The 17,710-nt window shown below is 51.9% G+C and carries 15 protein-coding genes and 1 riboswitch; of the genes, 7 read left to right on the top strand and 8 right to left on the bottom strand.

The window, feature by feature from the left end; all coding sequences use genetic code 11:
- Window positions 1–55: 55 nt before the first annotated feature.
- A complete protein-coding gene (locus PsW74_RS09030; RefSeq protein WP_057464104.1) occupies window positions 56–1,318 on the bottom strand; it encodes a NupC/NupG family nucleoside CNT transporter in 1,263 nt (420 codons plus the stop codon).
- Window positions 1,319–1,895: 577 nt separating this feature from the next.
- Here PsW74_RS09030 and PsW74_RS09025 point away from each other — a divergent pair.
- Window positions 1,896–2,822: a LysR substrate-binding domain-containing protein gene (locus PsW74_RS09025; protein WP_057464105.1), complete on the top strand. Its 927-nt coding sequence runs from the start codon at window positions 1,896–1,898 to the stop codon at window positions 2,820–2,822.
- A gap of 31 nt (window positions 2,823–2,853) precedes the next feature.
- Here PsW74_RS09025 and ugpC read toward each other — a convergent pair whose 3' ends face one another.
- From ugpC to PsW74_RS08990, 7 genes are all read right to left on the bottom strand, one after another.
- On the bottom strand, window positions 2,854–3,951 hold the full coding sequence (ugpC, locus tag PsW74_RS09020; protein WP_063286672.1) for a sn-glycerol-3-phosphate ABC transporter ATP-binding protein UgpC: 1,098 nt from the start codon (window positions 3,949–3,951) through the stop codon (window positions 2,854–2,856).
- A 1-nt stretch (window position 3,952) separates the two neighbouring features.
- Window positions 3,953–5,017 carry a Gfo/Idh/MocA family oxidoreductase gene (locus tag PsW74_RS09015; RefSeq protein ID WP_063286671.1) on the bottom strand — a complete coding sequence of 355 codons (1,065 nt, stop codon included), beginning with the start codon at window positions 5,015–5,017 and terminating at the stop codon, window positions 3,953–3,955.
- On the bottom strand, window positions 5,014–5,859 hold the full coding sequence (locus PsW74_RS09010) for a carbohydrate ABC transporter permease (RefSeq protein ID WP_193775901.1): 846 nt from the start codon (window positions 5,857–5,859) through the stop codon (window positions 5,014–5,016). Before PsW74_RS09010 ends, PsW74_RS09015 begins: the two co-directional genes overlap by 4 nt.
- A gap of 7 nt (window positions 5,860–5,866) precedes the next feature.
- Complete coding sequence (locus PsW74_RS09005) at window positions 5,867–6,820, bottom strand: sugar ABC transporter permease (protein WP_082830523.1); 954 nt, start codon at window positions 6,818–6,820, stop codon at window positions 5,867–5,869.
- A gap of 73 nt (window positions 6,821–6,893) precedes the next feature.
- The gene (locus PsW74_RS09000; protein WP_063286670.1) at window positions 6,894–8,150 is read right to left on the bottom strand and encodes an ABC transporter substrate-binding protein; all 1,257 of its coding nucleotides are present in this window, start codon (window positions 8,148–8,150) and stop codon (window positions 6,894–6,896) included.
- A 131-nt stretch (window positions 8,151–8,281) separates the two neighbouring features.
- Entirely contained in the window at window positions 8,282–9,238 is a 957-nt protein-coding gene (locus PsW74_RS08995) for an N-acetylmuramic acid 6-phosphate etherase (RefSeq protein WP_082830522.1), read from the bottom strand.
- Between the two features lie 157 nt (window positions 9,239–9,395).
- Window positions 9,396–11,363 (bottom strand): hypothetical protein, encoded by a 1,968-nt coding sequence (locus PsW74_RS08990; protein ID WP_063286669.1) that lies wholly within the window; start codon window positions 11,361–11,363, stop codon window positions 9,396–9,398.
- A gap of 183 nt (window positions 11,364–11,546) precedes the next feature.
- Window positions 11,547–11,667, top strand: a riboswitch (TPP riboswitch).
- Window positions 11,668–11,761: 94 nt separating this feature from the next.
- Between PsW74_RS08990 and thiC the strand changes: the two genes are divergently transcribed.
- From thiC to PsW74_RS08960, 6 genes are read left to right on the top strand one after another with little or no spacing between them, the layout of a single operon-like run.
- Window positions 11,762–13,582, top strand: a complete 1,821-nt coding sequence (gene thiC / locus PsW74_RS08985) for a phosphomethylpyrimidine synthase ThiC (RefSeq protein ID WP_208987912.1) — start codon at window positions 11,762–11,764, stop codon at window positions 13,580–13,582.
- Entirely contained in the window at window positions 13,579–14,520 is a 942-nt protein-coding gene (locus PsW74_RS08980) for an FAD-dependent oxidoreductase (protein ID WP_063286667.1), read from the top strand. The genes thiC and PsW74_RS08980 overlap by 4 nt, the downstream gene beginning before the upstream one ends.
- Window positions 14,517–14,714, top strand: a complete 198-nt coding sequence (gene thiS, locus PsW74_RS08975) for a sulfur carrier protein ThiS (protein ID WP_063286666.1) — start codon at window positions 14,517–14,519, stop codon at window positions 14,712–14,714. The genes PsW74_RS08980 and thiS overlap by 4 nt, the downstream gene beginning before the upstream one ends.
- 1 nt (window position 14,715) lies before the next feature.
- Window positions 14,716–15,483: a thiazole synthase gene (locus PsW74_RS08970; protein ID WP_063286665.1), complete on the top strand. Its 768-nt coding sequence runs from the start codon at window positions 14,716–14,718 to the stop codon at window positions 15,481–15,483.
- Window positions 15,483–16,076 (top strand): thiamine phosphate synthase, encoded by a 594-nt coding sequence (locus PsW74_RS08965; RefSeq protein WP_063286664.1) that lies wholly within the window; start codon window positions 15,483–15,485, stop codon window positions 16,074–16,076. Before PsW74_RS08970 ends, PsW74_RS08965 begins: the two co-directional genes overlap by 1 nt.
- On the top strand, window positions 16,073–17,038 hold the full coding sequence (locus PsW74_RS08960; protein WP_063286834.1) for a HesA/MoeB/ThiF family protein: 966 nt from the start codon (window positions 16,073–16,075) through the stop codon (window positions 17,036–17,038). Before PsW74_RS08965 ends, PsW74_RS08960 begins: the two co-directional genes overlap by 4 nt.
- Window positions 17,039–17,710 lie beyond the last annotated feature (672 nt).

The raw sequence follows: 17,710 nt of genomic DNA, 5'->3' as shown, positions 1-17,710 counted from the left end.
GGGAGCAAAGCTCCCCCCGTCGCAGGCAATTCAGAGATTAAGGAAGAAAACTCTCTTACATTGCCAAGGAGATAAAGATACCCGCGATCGCTGCGCTCATGAGGTTGGAGCAGGTTGCTGCCAACAGAGTGCGAGGACCGTACTTCGCGATGAAGTTCATGCGGTTTGGAGCCAGAACACCCAGACCACCAATGAGAATACCCATGGAAGAGATGTTCGCGAAGCCGCAGAGAGCGAAGGAAACGATTGCTTTGGTCTTTTCCTGAATGACAGGCAGGCCCATGTCGATTGCAGTGGCATCTACCAGGTAATTCTTCAGGTCGAGATACGCTACGAATTCGTTGACGACCAGTTTTTTACCGATCAGAGAACCTGCAACACCGATGTCAGCCATTGGAACACCCAGCAGATAAGCGATTGGAGCAAAGATCCAGCCGAGGATCATTTCCAGAGACAAGCTGAAGCCTGCCAGATCACCAACACTGCCGAGGATCAGGTTCACCAGAGTGATGAGACCGATCATTGCAACAAGGTTTGCACCGATCGCACCAGCAAGCTGAAGACCATTCATTGCGCCCTGGCCAGCAGCAGCCAGCACGTTTTCTGGTTTTTCGTCACCAAAGTCAGCACTTGTGTCTACTGTGTAGTTCACTTCTTTGGTTTCAGGCATGATGAGTTTTGCGAAGAGAAGACCACCTGGTGCAGCCATAAAGGATGCAGCGAGCAGGAATTCGATCTTAACACCCATAAGCGCGTAGCCGCCGAGAACGGTACCAGCAACAGACGCCATACCACCGCACATGATAGCGAAGAACTCACTATCAGACATCTTAGGCATGTAAGGCTTCACAACCAGTGGAGCTTCTGTCTGACCAACAAAAACGTTGGAAACCGCAGACATGGATTCTGCCTGAGATGTACCGAGCAGTCTTGCCATGCCACCGCCGATGACACGAATGACGACCTGCATAACACCGAGGTGGTACAGAACTGCAATCAGAGCGGAGAAGAAAATAACGAGGCAAAGCACGTTGAAGGCAAACACGAAGCCAACAGTTTCAGAAAGTGAACCGTTGGTGAGGTTGCCGAAAAGGAAGTTAACGCCGGAACGACCACTGTCGATCACACCGGAAATGCCCTTTGACATTGCATGAAGAATAGCACGGCCAGCTGGAACGTAGAGCACGAAAGCGCCGATACCAATCTGTAGAGCCAGCGCACCACCTACGGTGCGGAGATTGATCGCCTTGCGATTGGTTGAAACCAATACAGCAATAACAATCAGTGTAGCGATGCCAAGAAAACCTGTTGCGAACATTATGAGCTCCTCCCAGAGGCTCTGAGGTAAGTTGTTGATTATGGTTGGGGAGAAATTTGAAGCGCTGGAAGGCGACTAACCGTACCCACCTTCACGTGGACAGTTGAGATGGCCACCCGCATCCAACAAATGCTTTGTCATTGAAAAACAATGCAAAACACCTGCGATTGTAGAACCCTCTAGTGCTTCATCAGGAATTGTCAGTGCTGAGGATATACACACGGTGGGAGTTCGTGCATACGAGCCATCAGTCTCTGTGAAAGTGCGGCATACGACAGGCGCAGTACACTCACCTTGCGTAGGTGCGAATGTGAACTGACCCGATTGCATAGTTTGCCTCACCTTTTATTTAATTCCCTTTGGTGAGGGCAACCTAGTTGCCTGAGAGGCAATTATTAAGTTTTTTAAATATATCAATCGTTTCGAAGTTCGAAACAAACTAGAAAATATTACGTAGAAAACCACGCCACATACGGATTATTTCGTAGATTATAGTTCTTACAGAACATATAGAATAAAAATAGTAGAACTTTAAGAGCTACAACCTAGAACAAAATAAGAATAACAAAACAAGTTCATGCACGATCTAATCACATCAGGCCGCATTACTTTGCGAATGCTGCGTTACTTCCATCAAGTGTCAGTAAGTGGACACTTTGGGCGTGCGGCGGAAGAGCTGCATATTTCTAAGTCACCTATGTCCATACAAATCAAAGAGTTGGAGGTTGCCCTTGGTCTCTCTCTCTTTCAGCGTGACTCACGAAATGTTTCTCTGACTGCTGCGGGGCGCGTGCTGAAACGTGAGTGCGAGCAGATTTTCAATACGTTGGATTACGCCATCACCAACACCCAGCGGCAGGGACGTGCGGAAAACTCGACCCTCAGCATCGGGATGGTGAGCAGCGCCTTTTTGGATGGATTTGCGAACCTGCTCTCGGATTTCAAGAGCAAGCATCCGGATTGTTCTCTGAATTTTACCGAGTTGGCACCCAATCAACAGAAGGAAGCGCTGGATGGCGGCATCATTGATCTGGGTATCTGCCGCTATGGCGATACACTCAATGAGCCAGCCTTAAACTCAAAAGTATTGGTGAGAGAAAACCTTACGCTGGCAGTGCCTAGCACGCACCCTCTCAAGGATCGCAGGGTGGTGGGACTGGAAGAACTAAAAGATGAGGAAATGGCTGTTTTGGACCGGAGCATGTCCAACTCAACGCCATTTTTGATTGCAAGATGTAAGGATCAGGGCTTCTACCCCAAAGCCGCTTTTGAGGTTCAGGAGCCAAGTACCTTGTTGGCGTTGGTTGCTTCCGGTCAGGCAATTGCTTTGGTTAGCGACTGTTTTCGTAGTCAGAAATCCAAGAATGTGCGTTTCATTCGCTTGAAGGAAGACATTCCGGCAGACCTTTGCGCAATTTACAAAAAGAACTATGAAACCGATATCTTGCGCAAGTTTCTGCAGTTCATCGAGTTTGACTACAAACCGCAGATTGATGAGAACTGAGGGAACCCCATATCTTCCCTCAGTTTAAGCCCTAAGCAGTTTCCTGTTCAGAAATGCTGACATCCATCCGCTTGCCCGTATCAGCATTGAAGAGATGTACGCCCGACAATGTCAGCTCCACGTAGACCTGGTCACCAGTTCGGTGCGTTATCTCCGGGTCTTCGCGAACAACCATTTGCTCGCCAGTTTCCAACTCAACATGCACGTAAGTGGTGTCCCCCAGATACTCTTCCAGTAAGACTTCTGCCTTCAGATAGCTCTCCCCTGCTTCATCATGCAAAATGCCGTGGGACGGACGGATACCGAGTGTGACATTTGTCGGGATGACCGAGGCCTTGTTGGAGATAGGGAGTAGTGTCCCATCCTTAAGCTGCGCACTGTTTTCGCTCAGTTTTTCCAGCTGCAAAAAATTCATATTGGGTGAGCCGATGAAACTGGCCACGAACAGGTTTGCTGGGCGCTCATAAAGATCTCGCGGTGTGCCGACCTGCTGGACCTCGCCGTCATTCAGAACCACGATACGGTCTGCCAATGTCATAGCCTCGACCTGATCGTGGGTCACATACACCATGGTTGCTGACAGGCGTTGATGAAGGCGCGCGATTTCCAACCGCACTTGCCCCCGCAATGCTGCATCCAGATTTGAGAGAGGTTCATCAAACAGGAAAATCTTGGGATCTCTCACAATCGCACGGCCAATTGCAACACGTTGGCGCTGTCCACCTGAGAGCTGAGAGGGCTTTCGGTCCATCAAGGCGTCCAGCTCCAGCGCACGTGCACTTTCAGCAACGCGATCCTTGATTTCTGCCTTTGAGTACCCTGCCTGCTTGAGGACCAGCTCCATGTTTCCCCGCACACTTAAATGCGGGTAGAGCGCGTAGGTCTGAAAGACCATGGCGATCTCACGCTTCGATGGCGGTAGGTGTGCGATGGACTTGCCTTCAATGGCGATATCGCCCGCGCTTTCGTCTTCCAGCCCTGCCATGATGCGCAGGAGTGTGGATTTTCCGCAGCCGGATGGCCCGAGCAAGACGAGGAATTCACCGGATTGGATATCAAGGTTGATACCATCCAACACATTCTCAGCACCGAAAGACTTGTAGAGGGATGAGATTTTCAAGTTAGCCATATTACAAGTCCAGTTTCTGAGCAGTGCCCGTGCGCACAGCCTGATCTGCCGCCAATACGACAGCCAGAGAATTTACCGCTGCATTCATGTGATCTTCTAAATCCAACCCTTCACGGATAGCTGTGAGCACAAAAGCTTGCTCGCGATCGCACAGGGCTTGATGCCCCGGTTCACCATCCATGCTGAGTACATCGTCTTTGCGTGTAAACTCGCCGTTCGCATCCGTTTCGCCGTAATGAACCCGGATGGTGGAGGTTTTGGTGTGCATGTCGATATCGTCCGAACGGGCCTCGCCTTCCATGACAATCGAGACGCTGCCATTTTTCGAGACGACATCTTTGACGAAGAACGCGGTTTCCGACATCATCGGGCCCCACCCTGCCTCGTACCAGCCGACGGAGCCATCCTCGAACAGGACTTGCAGATGGCCGTAATTGTACATGTCATCGGGCAGTTCATCACTCAAACGCACGCCCATGCCACGCACTTCGACCGGCTTGGCGTCGGTGATCTGGCACATGACATCGATGTAGTGGACGCCGCAATCCACGATGGGCGATGTTGTTTGCATCAGCTGTTTATGGGTTTGCCATGTTGCGCCGCAGGACTGCTGGTTGAGGTTCATGCGGAAGACGTAAGGCCCGCCCAGTTTGCGCGACTGCTCTATAAGGGTTGTCCAAGATGGGTGATGGCGCAGGATATAACCAACCACCAGTTTCCGTCCCAGCTTGCGAGCAGTTTCCACGACACTTTGAGCATCTTCCAGAGTGGTTGCCAGTGGCTTTTCTACAAACACATCTGCCCCTGCTTCCATCGCTATGACTGCATATTCAGCATGGCTGTCTGAATAAGTGCAGATGGACACAAGATCGGGTTTGGCTTCGACCAGAGCCTGCGCGAAATCAGATTGGATGGTGTAGCTACTCAACTCTTCTGGCAATTCCACCGGTGATCGATTGACCAGCCCTACGATCTCAAATCCCGGATTGGTCTCATACGCCAGAGCATGGGACTTTCCCATGTTTCCTAGGCCAGCCACGAGCACGCGGATAGGTTTGCTACTCATTTGACTGCTCCAGATGTTAGGCCCCGAATGAGTTGGCGTGAAAAGAGCGTGTAGAGAATGAGGACCGGAATAACTGCCAGTGCCATCGCTGCGAGAATTGCATTCCAGTTGTTGGAATATTGCCCAACAAACACCTGAGCGCCCAGTGTGAGTGTTTTGGTATGCTCTGCAGGGGCCAGAACGAGGGGGAACCAGAGATCATTCCAAATCGGGATCATAGAGAAGACAGCCACTGTTGCCATTGCGGGCCTGATGAGAGGCAGCACGAGGCGTAAGAAGATGGAGTATTCTGAAAGGCCATCAATACGGCCAGCAGATTTGAGGTCTGATGACACTGTGGACATAAATTCGGAGAGAATGAAGATCGCCAGTGGCAGGCCTTGCGCTGTATAGACCAGTATGAGTGCCCAATGCGTGTTCACGAGATCTGTTGCGACCATCAGGCGGAGAATTCCGACAGTCCCCAGACGGATCGGGATCATAATGCCCAGCGCCATATAAAGACCCATGAGACGATTACCGCGGAACTTGTATTCACTGAGCGCAAAGGCTGCCATTGCCCCAAACAGGAGAACGAGACACAAGCTCGCGCCGGTCACGAACAGCGAGTTCCAGAAATATAACAGGAAGTTGCCTTGCTGCAGCACTGTTGAATACCCAACCAGATCCAGTGTTTCGGAGGTTGGGAGTTCCAAGGGCTTGCGGAAGATTGCTTTTTTGGTTTTGAGCGAATTGATGAGAATGAGAAGAACAGGGAAAAGCGCGATCACTGCAAACGTGAGCAGGATTACATGCGCTCCCAGTTCTGCCATTCGGTTTCGTCTTGCACGAGAAATAGCCATTTGCGCCTCACATCTCGTAGCGGGTCAGCTTGCGCTGAATAAAGAAGAGATAGACAGCAACACCCATCAGGATGATGAAGAACATCACCGTTGCAATGGCGGCGCCCATGTTGGGATCACCGGGTTGCAACTGTTGCCCGTAAAACGTTCGATACAAGATCGTGCCCAGCAGGTCTGTCGAGAAGTTTGGCCCCGCAAGCGGCCCCTGCGTGGTGTAGATCAAGTCAAATGCGTTGAAGTTGCCTACGAAGGTTAAGATGGAAATGATGCCGATGGTTGGCAGGATCAGGACCAGCTTGATCTTGAAGAACTGGGAAATGCCGGTCACGCCATCACATTCAGCTGCTTCAATCACCTCCTCTGGAATAGAGAGAAGCGCAGCATAAATCAGCATCATTGGAATGCCGATGAACTGCCAGACAGAGATGAGAGAAAGTGTGGTCAGCGCTGTTTCCTCTTTACCGAGGAACGGTAGATACCAACTGCCAACCCCGACAGACTTCATCAGACCTTTGGAAACACCCCATAGCGGGGAGAGCATGAGCTTCCAGACGAACCCGACGACAACGAAGGACAGAAGGGTCGGCATGAAGATGGCTGTGCGATAAAACTTCTTACCCGGCAGATGTACCATGGAGAGCAAAGCCGCAATCAAGACACCGATCGGATTTTGCACCAGCATGTGGATCAGGAAGAAATAGCAGTTGTTCCAAAGCGAATTGAGGAACGGCTTGACCCAGTACGGATCGAAGAACAGCTTGATGTAGTTTTCCAAGCCGACAAACGAGATCACTTGCGTGGTCGTATCTCTTTGGAAGAACGAAAAGCGCAGGGTTTCGGCCAGCGGCAGGATCATGATCATCGTGTAAACGATGACTGCCGGTGCCAAAAAGACAAGTACATGCCAGCGGAACGGCTTCTTCTTCCGCTCACTGACCATAAGGTCCTGTTCCAATTCCATCATCTCTCATTGCAATGCAGATGCGCGGGTCAATCCGCACATCTGCTGTTTTGTATTCAGTCAGGGAGATGGCTTAATCCATATGAGGTTCGTACCAGGCGCTCAGCCCCTTCTGAAGCTGGTTCGCTGCATCCGCAGGTGTCTGCTTGCCATTGATGACGTTTGCAGACACGACCCACATTTCGTTCCAGAGGTTTGGAGTACCGCGAGAAACGATCTGTGCCGCAGAGCGGTTGGTGGACTGACAGTCTTTACGCCAGGAGATGAACTCGTCCGCCAATGGATCAGTGAGCGAGATCTCATGCTTGGACAAAGAGAAGAAGCCCGGCACAGCGTTGGAATAGAGTTCTGCGAACTCTTTGGTGCCCATCCACTCAAGGAACTTCATGGCAGCTTCAGAATTTGGCGAGGCCGCATTCAGGCCAATGCCGATGTCAGTGTGGTCTGAGATGTAGCAGCTGTCACCCTCTGCTGGCAGAGGTGGACGGAATGCGCCGAGCTCGAAGTCTGAATCGCGGTTGAAGCCTGCAATTTCCCAAGAGCCTGATGGATAGATTGCAGCGCGGCCCAGTGTGAACAGTGTCTGGCTATCCGGATAGGATTGAGCTTCATAGCCATCCCCAAGGTACGGCCCCCAGCTTGCCAGTACTTCAAACGGCTTTACCCAGCCATCATCCGTCAACTTGCCGGTGCCAGCAACGACTGCCTTACGACCTTCCTCACCTTTCCAGTACATTGGGCCGATGTTCTGATAGCCCATTGCAGCGGATTCCCACTGATCCAACGTACCCATTGCCATTGGGATATAATTGCCGTCTTCCTTGATCTTGTCGAGAACAGCAATGAACTCTGCCTGAGTTTTCGGTGGTTCAACACCGACTTCAGCAAAAGCATCCTTGTTGTAGATGAAGCCGTGGATCACAGCGGCCATTGGCACGCAGAAGGTTGCGCTGCCATCATCTGTGCTCCACGCCCCTTTTGCTGAATCCGGGAAGTTGTCGAGGGTTGCCATGCCCTGCAGGTTCTTCAGGTAACCTTTGCTGTAAAGATCCAACGCCCCATCAAACGGACGGCATGTGATCAGATCACCAGCGGTTCCACCTTCCAGTTTTGCATTCAGTGCAGCGTTGTATTGCGTTGGAGCTGTTGGCGAGAATCTGATTTTGACCTCTGGATGTGCCTTCATAAACGCAGGCAGGATGGTTTCCTGCCAGATGCTCAAGTCGTCGTTACGCCAGCTCTCAATTGTCAGTTCTGAAGCAGCAAAAGCAAAGGATGCGGAGCCCAAAAGCAAAGATGCAGCAATGCCTGATGACAAATAGTGTTTCATTATTTCCTCCCATAACAAATAATCGAATACCGCCTTGAAAAACCGTCGATATCGCAACTCGCCTGCCCCCCAGCGGGCGAATATTCCTGTTGGCGCATTACGATCTAAACGGGTCGCAATGCGCGCATAAATCAATCAGGTTGATGTAACCCAAGCACCCGAAGAGATTCTCCCAAATCTCCCTGAGTTTCATTCAATACATTGGTGGCCTGTTGTTTTGTTGCTCCCAGCACCAGCAAGACAGCCAGTTTAATCTGGCTTCCGCTTTCATGCAGGGCCGCAGCGGCTTTTTCCTGAGAGCAAACGGTGAGTGAGACCACCATGTCTTTGGCGCGTTGATCAAGCTTGATGTTGGTCAGCTGCATATCCACCATGTAGCCGCGATATACCTTTTTCAACCGAACCATAAGCGCTGTAGAGAATAGGTTGAGCGCCGCCTTTTGGCTGGTACCTGCGGATAATCTGGTTGATCCTGCCAAAACTTCAGGGCCCGTCCTTAACAGGATTTCATGCTCAGCATCGGCCAGTAACGGGCTTTGCGGATTGTTTGCCAGTGATATGGTCAAAGCCCCCGCGCCTCTGGCGGTTTGAATGGCAGAGCGGGTAAAAGGTGTGGTGCCGCTTGCTGCAACACCTAAAACGACATCAGAAGCGCTGACATTATTCTCCAAAATGAAAGCACGGCCTGCTTCTTCGCTGTCCTCAGCGCCTTCCTGCGGGCGTAACAATCCAGCTTCACCGCCTGCCAGACCATAGATCAGGCGATGCTCTGGCCAGCCAAATGTAGGGATGAGTTCAATGCCATCCAGAACGCCCAGTCTGCCTGAGGTCCCTGCGCCGACGTAGACAAGTCGACCTTCGGTTCCCTGCAGTCTTTGGGCAGCAGCATCCACTGCGGCTTCCAGCTCTCCCAACGCAGACCAAACAGCGTTGAGGGCTTGCATTTGACCACCCAGCAAGGCTTTGAGGACTTCGTCAGTCCCCCATGTTTCCAAGCCTGCATAACGTGAAGATCTTTGCTCGGTTTCACGCCACTCCTGCGGATTGGAATGTTCTGGAAACCCCACTTTTTTGGATATGCTGGACACGAGACTCTCCCTGATACCAATAGCATACCAACAACTCACGATATGGCAATGATATATTAGAAAAGACCCGCAAATTGCGTAATCCCAATAGATTTCTAACAGTTACCTGTGACAATTGCAGACCACAGGTATTGTTTTGGACCTAGTTTTTTCTTGGTCAATCCCAGCGTGCTTCTTCTTCGCGGCGTACAAAGACGACCTGACGTCCATCAGGCAGCAACTGGCTGATTTGATCTGGGCCGCCGTGTTCATCAAACTCAACTAATCCAATGCCACTTGCATTCAGCAAGCGTCGACCATGATGCGTGCCCACAGGTTTGCGCGGAATAACTTTCATGCCGCGCCGTCTGGTGAGCCAGTTCAAGGGAGAGCGAGGCGCATAGAGCCAGCGGTTCAGATGGTCGAGTTTATCAAGCAGTTTGGCCGGGAACTCGTTTTTGATGCCACTGCTGCAGATTTGCCAGATGTCAGGCCCACGAGAATGTCCGCGTAACTCGACATCGTAAACAAAGGAATAGTGCACATCACCAGAAAGGATCGTAAAACGATCTGGCGTTTTGCGGTGGCGGAACACGTTCAAAATGCCATCTGCCGTTCCCGGATGTGCCATCCAGTATTCCGCATCCACCATGAGCGGCTTGCCCATGAACGTGAGCAGCTTCTGCAGCGTTTCGATCAGCTTTACGCCGAAGATCGGAGCTGCGGAGACGAGTAGCACGGCGTCTTTTCCGCGCAGAGATCGTTGTAAATCTGTGACCGCTTCCCAGTCCAGAAGACCCGAGGGTAGATACCCTGCCCGCTCTGATCTCCATCGGCGTGTGCGCGTATCCAACACCAGCAGTGGTGGGTCTAGTTCCCAGTGATAGTCCCAGTTTTCAAAGGCGAAGAGATGCTCCAGAAACTCATCGTAGCTATTTGTGCCGGGCACCGTGACAGCTTGCGTCATCGCTTCAAGTGTTCCACCTGAGAACGCTTCAGGTCGGTTGCCCCACCCCTGATTGAGCATATAGGCACACAAGGCATTGCCAATGATCCGTCGGGAGAACGGATGGCCGTAGGCGGTCTCTTCCCAATCACGGTTGAGGTTCCAGTCATCAGTGACATCGTGGTCATCAAAGATCATCGCAACCGGAAGATGGGCAAACAGGCGGCGCACCTGGCTGAGACCCGCAACAAACTCCTTCAGGATTTTCTGTTCGCTCTCATAGAGCGCTGCTTCTTCTGGTGTCAGTCCTTCAGGAACGTCTGTCTCAACCAGATCCCATAGTGCTGGAGACCAGACAAGGAGGTACATTGCCAAGAATTCAGCAAGTGTGATCAGATGGTTATGGGCATGATCGGCAGTAAAGATTGGTTTTTCTACGCCACCGAACAAGACAAGCCAGAGCTTTCTGTTCTTCTCCAGACTTGGGAGAAACTTTTCGCGGCGGTAGTAGGTGTCGCCGTGTTGGTAGAAATCTGATGCCTTATCAGGCACTTTGCTTTCCAAGCCTGCCAGCTGTTCCTCAGTGATACCGAGTTTTTCGATGAGCGCATGGATAGCTCGCAACATGGGGCCAGCAACATCATCTGAGTAAATCTGATCGCCACTCATCACGAGGGCAGTTGGCCATTTTTCCTTGTCAATTTTGGTGCCGTTCTCAGCCCTGATATGCTTTGCCAGAAACTGATCAGCTGCGACCAGACCATCGCCGGATTCGTGATGTGGTTTGCGGCAGGACCCGTGCAGGAGTGAGGAAACTTTTGAGCTTAGCAGAAAGCCGGGAAGCTCCTGATTTTCATAGCAGAGATCAGGCGCCCATACGGAATGATCCTGCCAACCAGCCTCCTCGTCATCCTCCATACGCAGAGCGAGGCGATAGCTGATCCAAGTGTCATGCGGTAAAGGGCTTTGGAGAGGTAGATCGATCAGGAGGTAGTGGAGATGTACCCCTGCTGAGATCAGGTTTACCTCAGTTTGCGCTTTCGTCAGCTCGTAGGTTTGCGGCTCACGGCCTTGTGGGAGCAAATCCAGTTTCACATCCGCCGGAGCGCGCACTGCGAGCCAGAATGTTAAACGTGAGGTTTCCAGTCGACGCAAGATTGGGCCAGCTAAAACGGATGGGAGAGAATAGTTTTCAAGCATTCGTTGATATTATTTTTCGCGATATCCAGATGTGAAATTCTTAGATGAGAGATAGGAACGCAAACCGCAAAATCCAATAAGTGTCAGCGACTCCCCTTTCATAAAATCCAACTTACAAAAGTTTTCTGAACCTCGCCTGAACCGAACCTGCCTTGACACTAGTTCATAATCGTTCTAGCAAAATCATGTATGCAGGGGAGTCTCACCAAGGAGACTGAGAGGCTGACAGAGCGCAAGCTCGGCGACGCGACCCTTAGAACCTGACCCAGTTGATACTGGCGTAGGAAGCACGGGTCGCGGGACCTGTTTATAAGGCTAGTGTAACAACCGCGATCTTAGCAGCAGAAGTTCTTTCTGCCGTTTCCCAGCCAAGACTCATCTGGTGTCTTTTTCGAGTTATGAACTTGAGGAGCACCATTATGACGACGCCGAACCCATCCATCACCACAGGCGCCTTGCCAGCTGCGCGCAAAATCTATGTTCGTGGCAGCTTGCACGAAGACGTGCTTGTGCCCATGCGCGAAATCAGCGTTCACCCGACAGCAGGTGAGCCACCGCTGCCAGTCTACGATAGTTCCGGCCCATACACGGACCCGACAGCAACAACGAATATTTCTGAAGGTTTGCCTGCTCTACGGCGCAAGTGGATCGAGGCGCGCGGTGACACCGAGGAATATGATGGCCGTGAGATTAAGCCTGAAGACAATGGTTTTGTGAAAGGCGACCGGCTTGTTCCAGAATTTCCGGTGAAGCCTCGCCCCTTGCGCGGAAAGGACGGTAAAGCCGTCACCCAGCTGGCCTATGCCCGCGCTGGCATCATCACACCGGAGATGGAGTTCATTGCCATCCGCGAAAACCAGTTGCGGGAAGCGGTTGCAGAAGAGCGGTGTGGCAATGACTGGGGTGCGAGCATTCCAGATTATGTAACACCAGAGTTTGTACGTGATGAAGTGGCTGCTGGCCGCGCGATCATTCCGTCAAACATCAACCACCCTGAGAGTGAGCCGATGATCATCGGGCGGAACTTTCTGGTCAAGATCAACGCCAATATGGGTACATCTGCTGTCACCTCCTCCATGGAAGAGGAAGTCGACAAGATGGTGTGGTCGATCCGCTGGGGTGCTGACACGGTGATGGATCTGTCTACCGGTCGTAACATTCACAACACCCGTGAATGGATCATCCGCAACAGCCCTGTCCCAATTGGGACCGTCCCGCTTTATCAGGCGCTTGAGAAGGTGAATGGAGTTGCCGAAGACCTGACCTGGGAAATCTTCCGCGACACGTTGATTGAGCAGGCAGAGCAAGGGGTTGATTACTTCACCATCCACGCTGGTGTGCGCCTGCACATGGTGCCGATGACCGTTAATCGCGTGACGGGGATTGTCTCCCGTGGCGGTTCCATCATGGCGAAGTGGTGCCTGCATCATCACAAAGACAGCTTCCTCTATGAGCACTTTGACGAGATCTGCGATATTTGCCGCCAGTACGATGTGGCGTTTTCTCTTGGTGATGGATTGCGTCCGGGTTCCATTGCAGATGCCAATGATGAAGCCCAGTTTGCCGAGCTGGAGACGCTAGGTGAGCTGACCAAGATTGCGTGGGCCAAGGATTGTCAGGTGATGATTGAAGGCCCGGGTCATGTGGCAATGCACAAGATCAAAGAGAACATGGATAAGCAGCTGGAATGCTGCCATGAGGCACCGTTTTACACGCTTGGCCCTCTCACCACGGATATCGCTCCTGGCTACGACCACATCACTTCCGGCATTGGTGCTGCGATGATCGGGTGGTTTGGCTGTGCCATGCTTTGCTATGTGACACCAAAAGAGCATCTGGGATTGCCGGACCGGGATGATGTGAAAACCGGTGTGATCACCTACAAAATTGCAGCTCATGCAGCTGATCTTGCGAAAGGTTTGCCGGGTGCTCAGCGCCGGGATGATGCCTTGTCCCGTGCACGCTTTGAGTTCCGCTGGGAGGATCAGTTCAACCTTTCTCTCGATCCGGATACTGCGCGAGAGTTCCACGATGAAACGCTGCCGAAAGACGCACATAAAGTGGCTCATTTCTGTTCTATGTGCGGACCGAAGTTCTGCTCTATGCGGATCTCCCATGACATCCGCGCCGAAGCGCAAAAGGAAGGTATGGAGGCCATGGCAGCCAAGTTCCGGGAAGGTGGCAAGCTGTATCTGCCGCTTGAAGGAACAGAGCAGTGATTACGATTGCAGGAGCTGGCCTTGCGGGGCTGGCTTCCGCCTATGAGCTGGCAAAGCGCGGTGCATCCGTCACTATCTTTGAAAAATCCGCTAAACCGGGCGAAAGCAGTGTCGCACGGTTTGCCGGCGGCATGCTTGCTCCGTTTTGCGAGCGTGAAAGCGCAGAAGAAGACGTTGTTACACTTGGGGTGCAGGCCGCTGATTGGTGGTCTCAGGTAACGCTTGTTACCCGGCACGGAACGCTGGTGGTTACTCCGCCGCGCGATCGGGCCGAGCTGACCCGTTTTGCACGGCGGACCTCACACTTTACCGAGGTGAACGGTCAAGCGATCTCAGAGCTGGAGCCAGCATTGGCTGGACGCTTTGAACGCGGGCTGTTTTTCAAAGAGGAAGCTCATCTTGATCCACGGCAGGCACTGGTTGATCTGACAGGGGCTGTTCAGGAGCTTGGGGTAGAGATCCATTATGGAAGAACTGCGCCTGCGCAGGTTGATCTCAATTGCACAGCAACTGCATCCAGCCTTCCTGACTTGCGGGCTGTGCGCGGTGAGATGGCGATTTTGCATTGTCCTGAGGTTCAGCTTTCCCGTGTCATCCGGCTCTTACACCCACGTATGCCGCTTTATCTGGTGCCGCGGGCTGATGGGTTGTTCATGATTGGCGGGACCATGGTGGAGAGTAATTCTGAACGTCCTCCTACCCTACGATCCCTTACAGAAATGCTGAGCGCAGCCTTTGCCATTCACCCTGCCTTTGCCGAGGCCAGCGTGGTGGAAATTGGAGCGGGATTGCGTCCAGCGTTTCCAGACAACTTGTCTCGACTGGTCGAGCATGACGGATCTCTTCACCTCAACGGGCTTTACCGCCACGGCTTTTTGCTTGCACCAGCACTGGCACAGCAAGCAGCACAACACCTTTTAAGGGAGACCTGCACATGAAGATCATCGTAAATGCCGAACCGCGCGAGGTTGTTGCCCATACTCTGGCTGATGCGCTTGCAGAACTGGAGTTCACCAGCCCCGCCCTTGCGACAGCTGTAAACGGCAATTTTATTCCTCGTGAGGACTATTCCAGAACCCTCCTTTTTGAAGATGACCGACTGGAAGTCCTCGCCCCGATGCAGGGAGGATAACATGCAGTTATACGGCACAAACATCAACTCCCGCCTGTTGCTGGGAACAGCGCAATACCCCTCTCCCGCTGTGCTACAAAAAGCAATTGAGACCAGCAGAGCAGAGATCATCACGGTCTCCTTGAGACGCGAAACCGCTGACGGTTCTGGAGCTGGTTTCTGGGGGCTATTGAAAGATAGTGGCTGTAAAATTCTGCCCAACACCGCTGGGTGCCATAGCGTGCAAGAAGCCGTTGTTACTGCACAGATGGCTCGCGAGTTATTTGGAACTGATTGGATCAAGCTAGAGGTTATCGGCAACTCAGACACCTTACAGCCCGATGTGTTTGGGTTGGTCGAAGCTGCGAGGCTTCTCTGTGCAGATGGTTTCAAGGTGTTTCCATACACAACTGATGATCTTGTGGTTGGCGAAAAGCTGTTGGAAGCCGGATGCGAACTGCTGATGCCATGGGGGGCTCCCATCGGGTCTGGTCAGGGCCTGCGAAATCCTGAAGCCTTGCGAGCCATGCGGGCTCATTTTCCGGATGTACCCTTGATCGTGGATGCTGGTATTGGGCGTCCCTCCGACGCCACGCGTGCAATGGAGCTTGGCATGGATGCTGTTCTGCTCAATACCGCAGTTGCCAAAGCGGGTGCCCCGGTTTTGATGGCGCAGGCCATGGCACAGGCAATTGAAGCAGGGCGCAATGGATACATCGCAGACCCTATGGACCCGCGCGACATGGCGGTTCCCTCTACCCCAATCCTTGGCATGGCGGAGTTGATCTGATGGAACGGTTTTATCTGATTGCCGGAGACGCGGACTGGATTGAAAAACTTGTCCCTCACGGCGTGAAGCTTGTTCAATTACGGATCAAAGACCAACCTGAACAGGTTATTCGACAGCACATTGCGCAGGCTCGTGATCATTGCCATCAACATGGTGTTCAACTGATCATCAATGACTATTGGAAGCTGGCATTAGAGCTTAGCTGTGATTTCGTTCATCTTGGGCAAGAAGACATGGACAGTGCTGACTTTGCAGCACTCCAGAAGGCTGGTGTTCGCTTTGGTCTTTCCACCCATGATGAGGCCGAATTGGATCGCGCCCTCTCCTTCAAGCCCGAGTATGTCGCTCTGGGCCCGGTCTATCCAACCAAGCTGAAGAAAATGAAGTGGTCACCGCAAGGTTTGGAGCGTGTCAGCCGCTGGAAACAGATGGTGGGCGAGACGCCTCTTGTTGCCATAGGTGGGTTAACGCCGGAGCGACTTGCCGGTGTGTTTGAAGCTGGTGCTGATAGCGCTGCAGTGGTGACAGACATTTTACAGGCACACGATCCAATTACCCGAACTCAGGAATGGATGGAGGCTTGCAAGCAATGACGCGTTATGACCGCCAGATGCTCTTGTCTGAAGTTGGAACAGCAGGACAACAGCGGTTGCGATCTGCTCATGTCCTTGTTGTTGGTGCTGGCGGTTTAGGCTGTCCAGTCCTGCAATATCTTACCGGTGCCGGACTGGGCATTATCACGATTGTTGATCCCGATGTGATTGAAGAGAGTAATCTGCATCGACAGCCTTTGTATTCACCGGCAAATGTGGGGGAGAGCAAGGCTTATGCCGCAGCAGCTCGGTTACATGGCTACAATCCAGAGGTGGAGCTACGCGCCCTCAACATTGCTCTGGATCCTGCAAATGCGGGCAGACTGATTGCCCAGGCAGATATCATCGTGGATGCTGCAGATACGTTTGCTGCCTCTTACACGCTCTCAGATGAGTGCTACCGACAAGGCAAGCCGCTTATCTCAGCCTCGGCGCTTGGAACCTCCGGATATCTCGGAGGTTTTTGTGGTGGTGCGCCATCACTGCGAGCAGTGTTTCCCTCCTCACCAACCAACTCTGCCAATTGCGCCAGTGCGGGTGTCCTCGGTCCTTCGGTCGGAAGCATCGGAGCAATGCAGGCACAAATGACTTTAGCGGTACTGTTAGGCTTTTCGCCCAGCCCATTGGGTCGTCTCACCACAGTGGATTTAAAGGGATTTGAGTTCGGTGGCTTTTCGTTTCTCAACGCCAAAGAACCGGACTGGCATGCACCCTTTATCTCAGTTAGTGAACTGAGGCAGGACGACGTTGTGGTTGAGCTTCGAGATGCATTGGAAGCCCCCCAACCTGTCTGCAATACCGCACTGCGTCTTGCCCCCGATGAACTCGGCCAACACAACTTTAACCCTGCACACCGCATCACCCTTTGCTGCCGCACAGGCCTGCGCGCATGGCGCGGTGCAGAAGCGCTTGCAAAGCAAGGGTATAGGGATGTTGCTCTGATTGCAGATGGGAGCGGCTGAAGAGCCCTTACTGTCTCTCCAAGTTACAGGTATCTGCGCCGCGCTCGATGAGGTCTGGTACGAACAGCTTTTGGAGATTGATAGGATCCTCACCGCCAATTAAGTCCAGCATGAACTTGCCCAGCGTTTCGCTCGGCTTTGAAAAAGTCTAAGCTTTCACAAATCATTGCTATCTGAGACGGTCAGTGCAATCAAATAAACAATGTATTCGTAAGAAAATGTGTGGCAAATATGTACTTAATTAAAAAGTCTTGCTGTTAGAGGTGACTGGCAACTGCCAGATAGGAACCAACTCGTTATTGAGAGACTTAGTGAATGGTTAGACTAGGCGGGCCTTGGCATCTAGAATACTAACTTCACATATCCAAAACTGGTCTATTTAAAAGGATATCTATTTGCAAACGAATACACTATATCTACTGTTAATTGAATTTTATTTTGTAATTATTAACAACTAATCTTACTTCAACAGCTAAAACAAACATTTCCATTAGTCTATATTTGCTTTTCCAGATAGTACAAAACATCATCCAAATCTGTTATTTGGCCGGTTGAGCCTCCCTTGAAGAAGTCTCGCTTTAGTTAGGAAAGTGGAGGATCACCGATGGCGAATAAGAGACCTGGGCCGGAAGAAATTGTCGTGAAGTTACGGCAGATTGAAGTTCTGATGGA

It is taken from the genome of Pseudovibrio sp. W74 (assembly GCF_001623085.1).
In the GTDB taxonomy this organism is placed as follows: Bacteria; Pseudomonadota; Alphaproteobacteria; order Rhizobiales; family Stappiaceae; genus Pseudovibrio.
The sequence above is the reverse complement of the archived record's forward strand: the minus strand, read 5'-3'. Positions and strand labels throughout refer to the sequence as shown.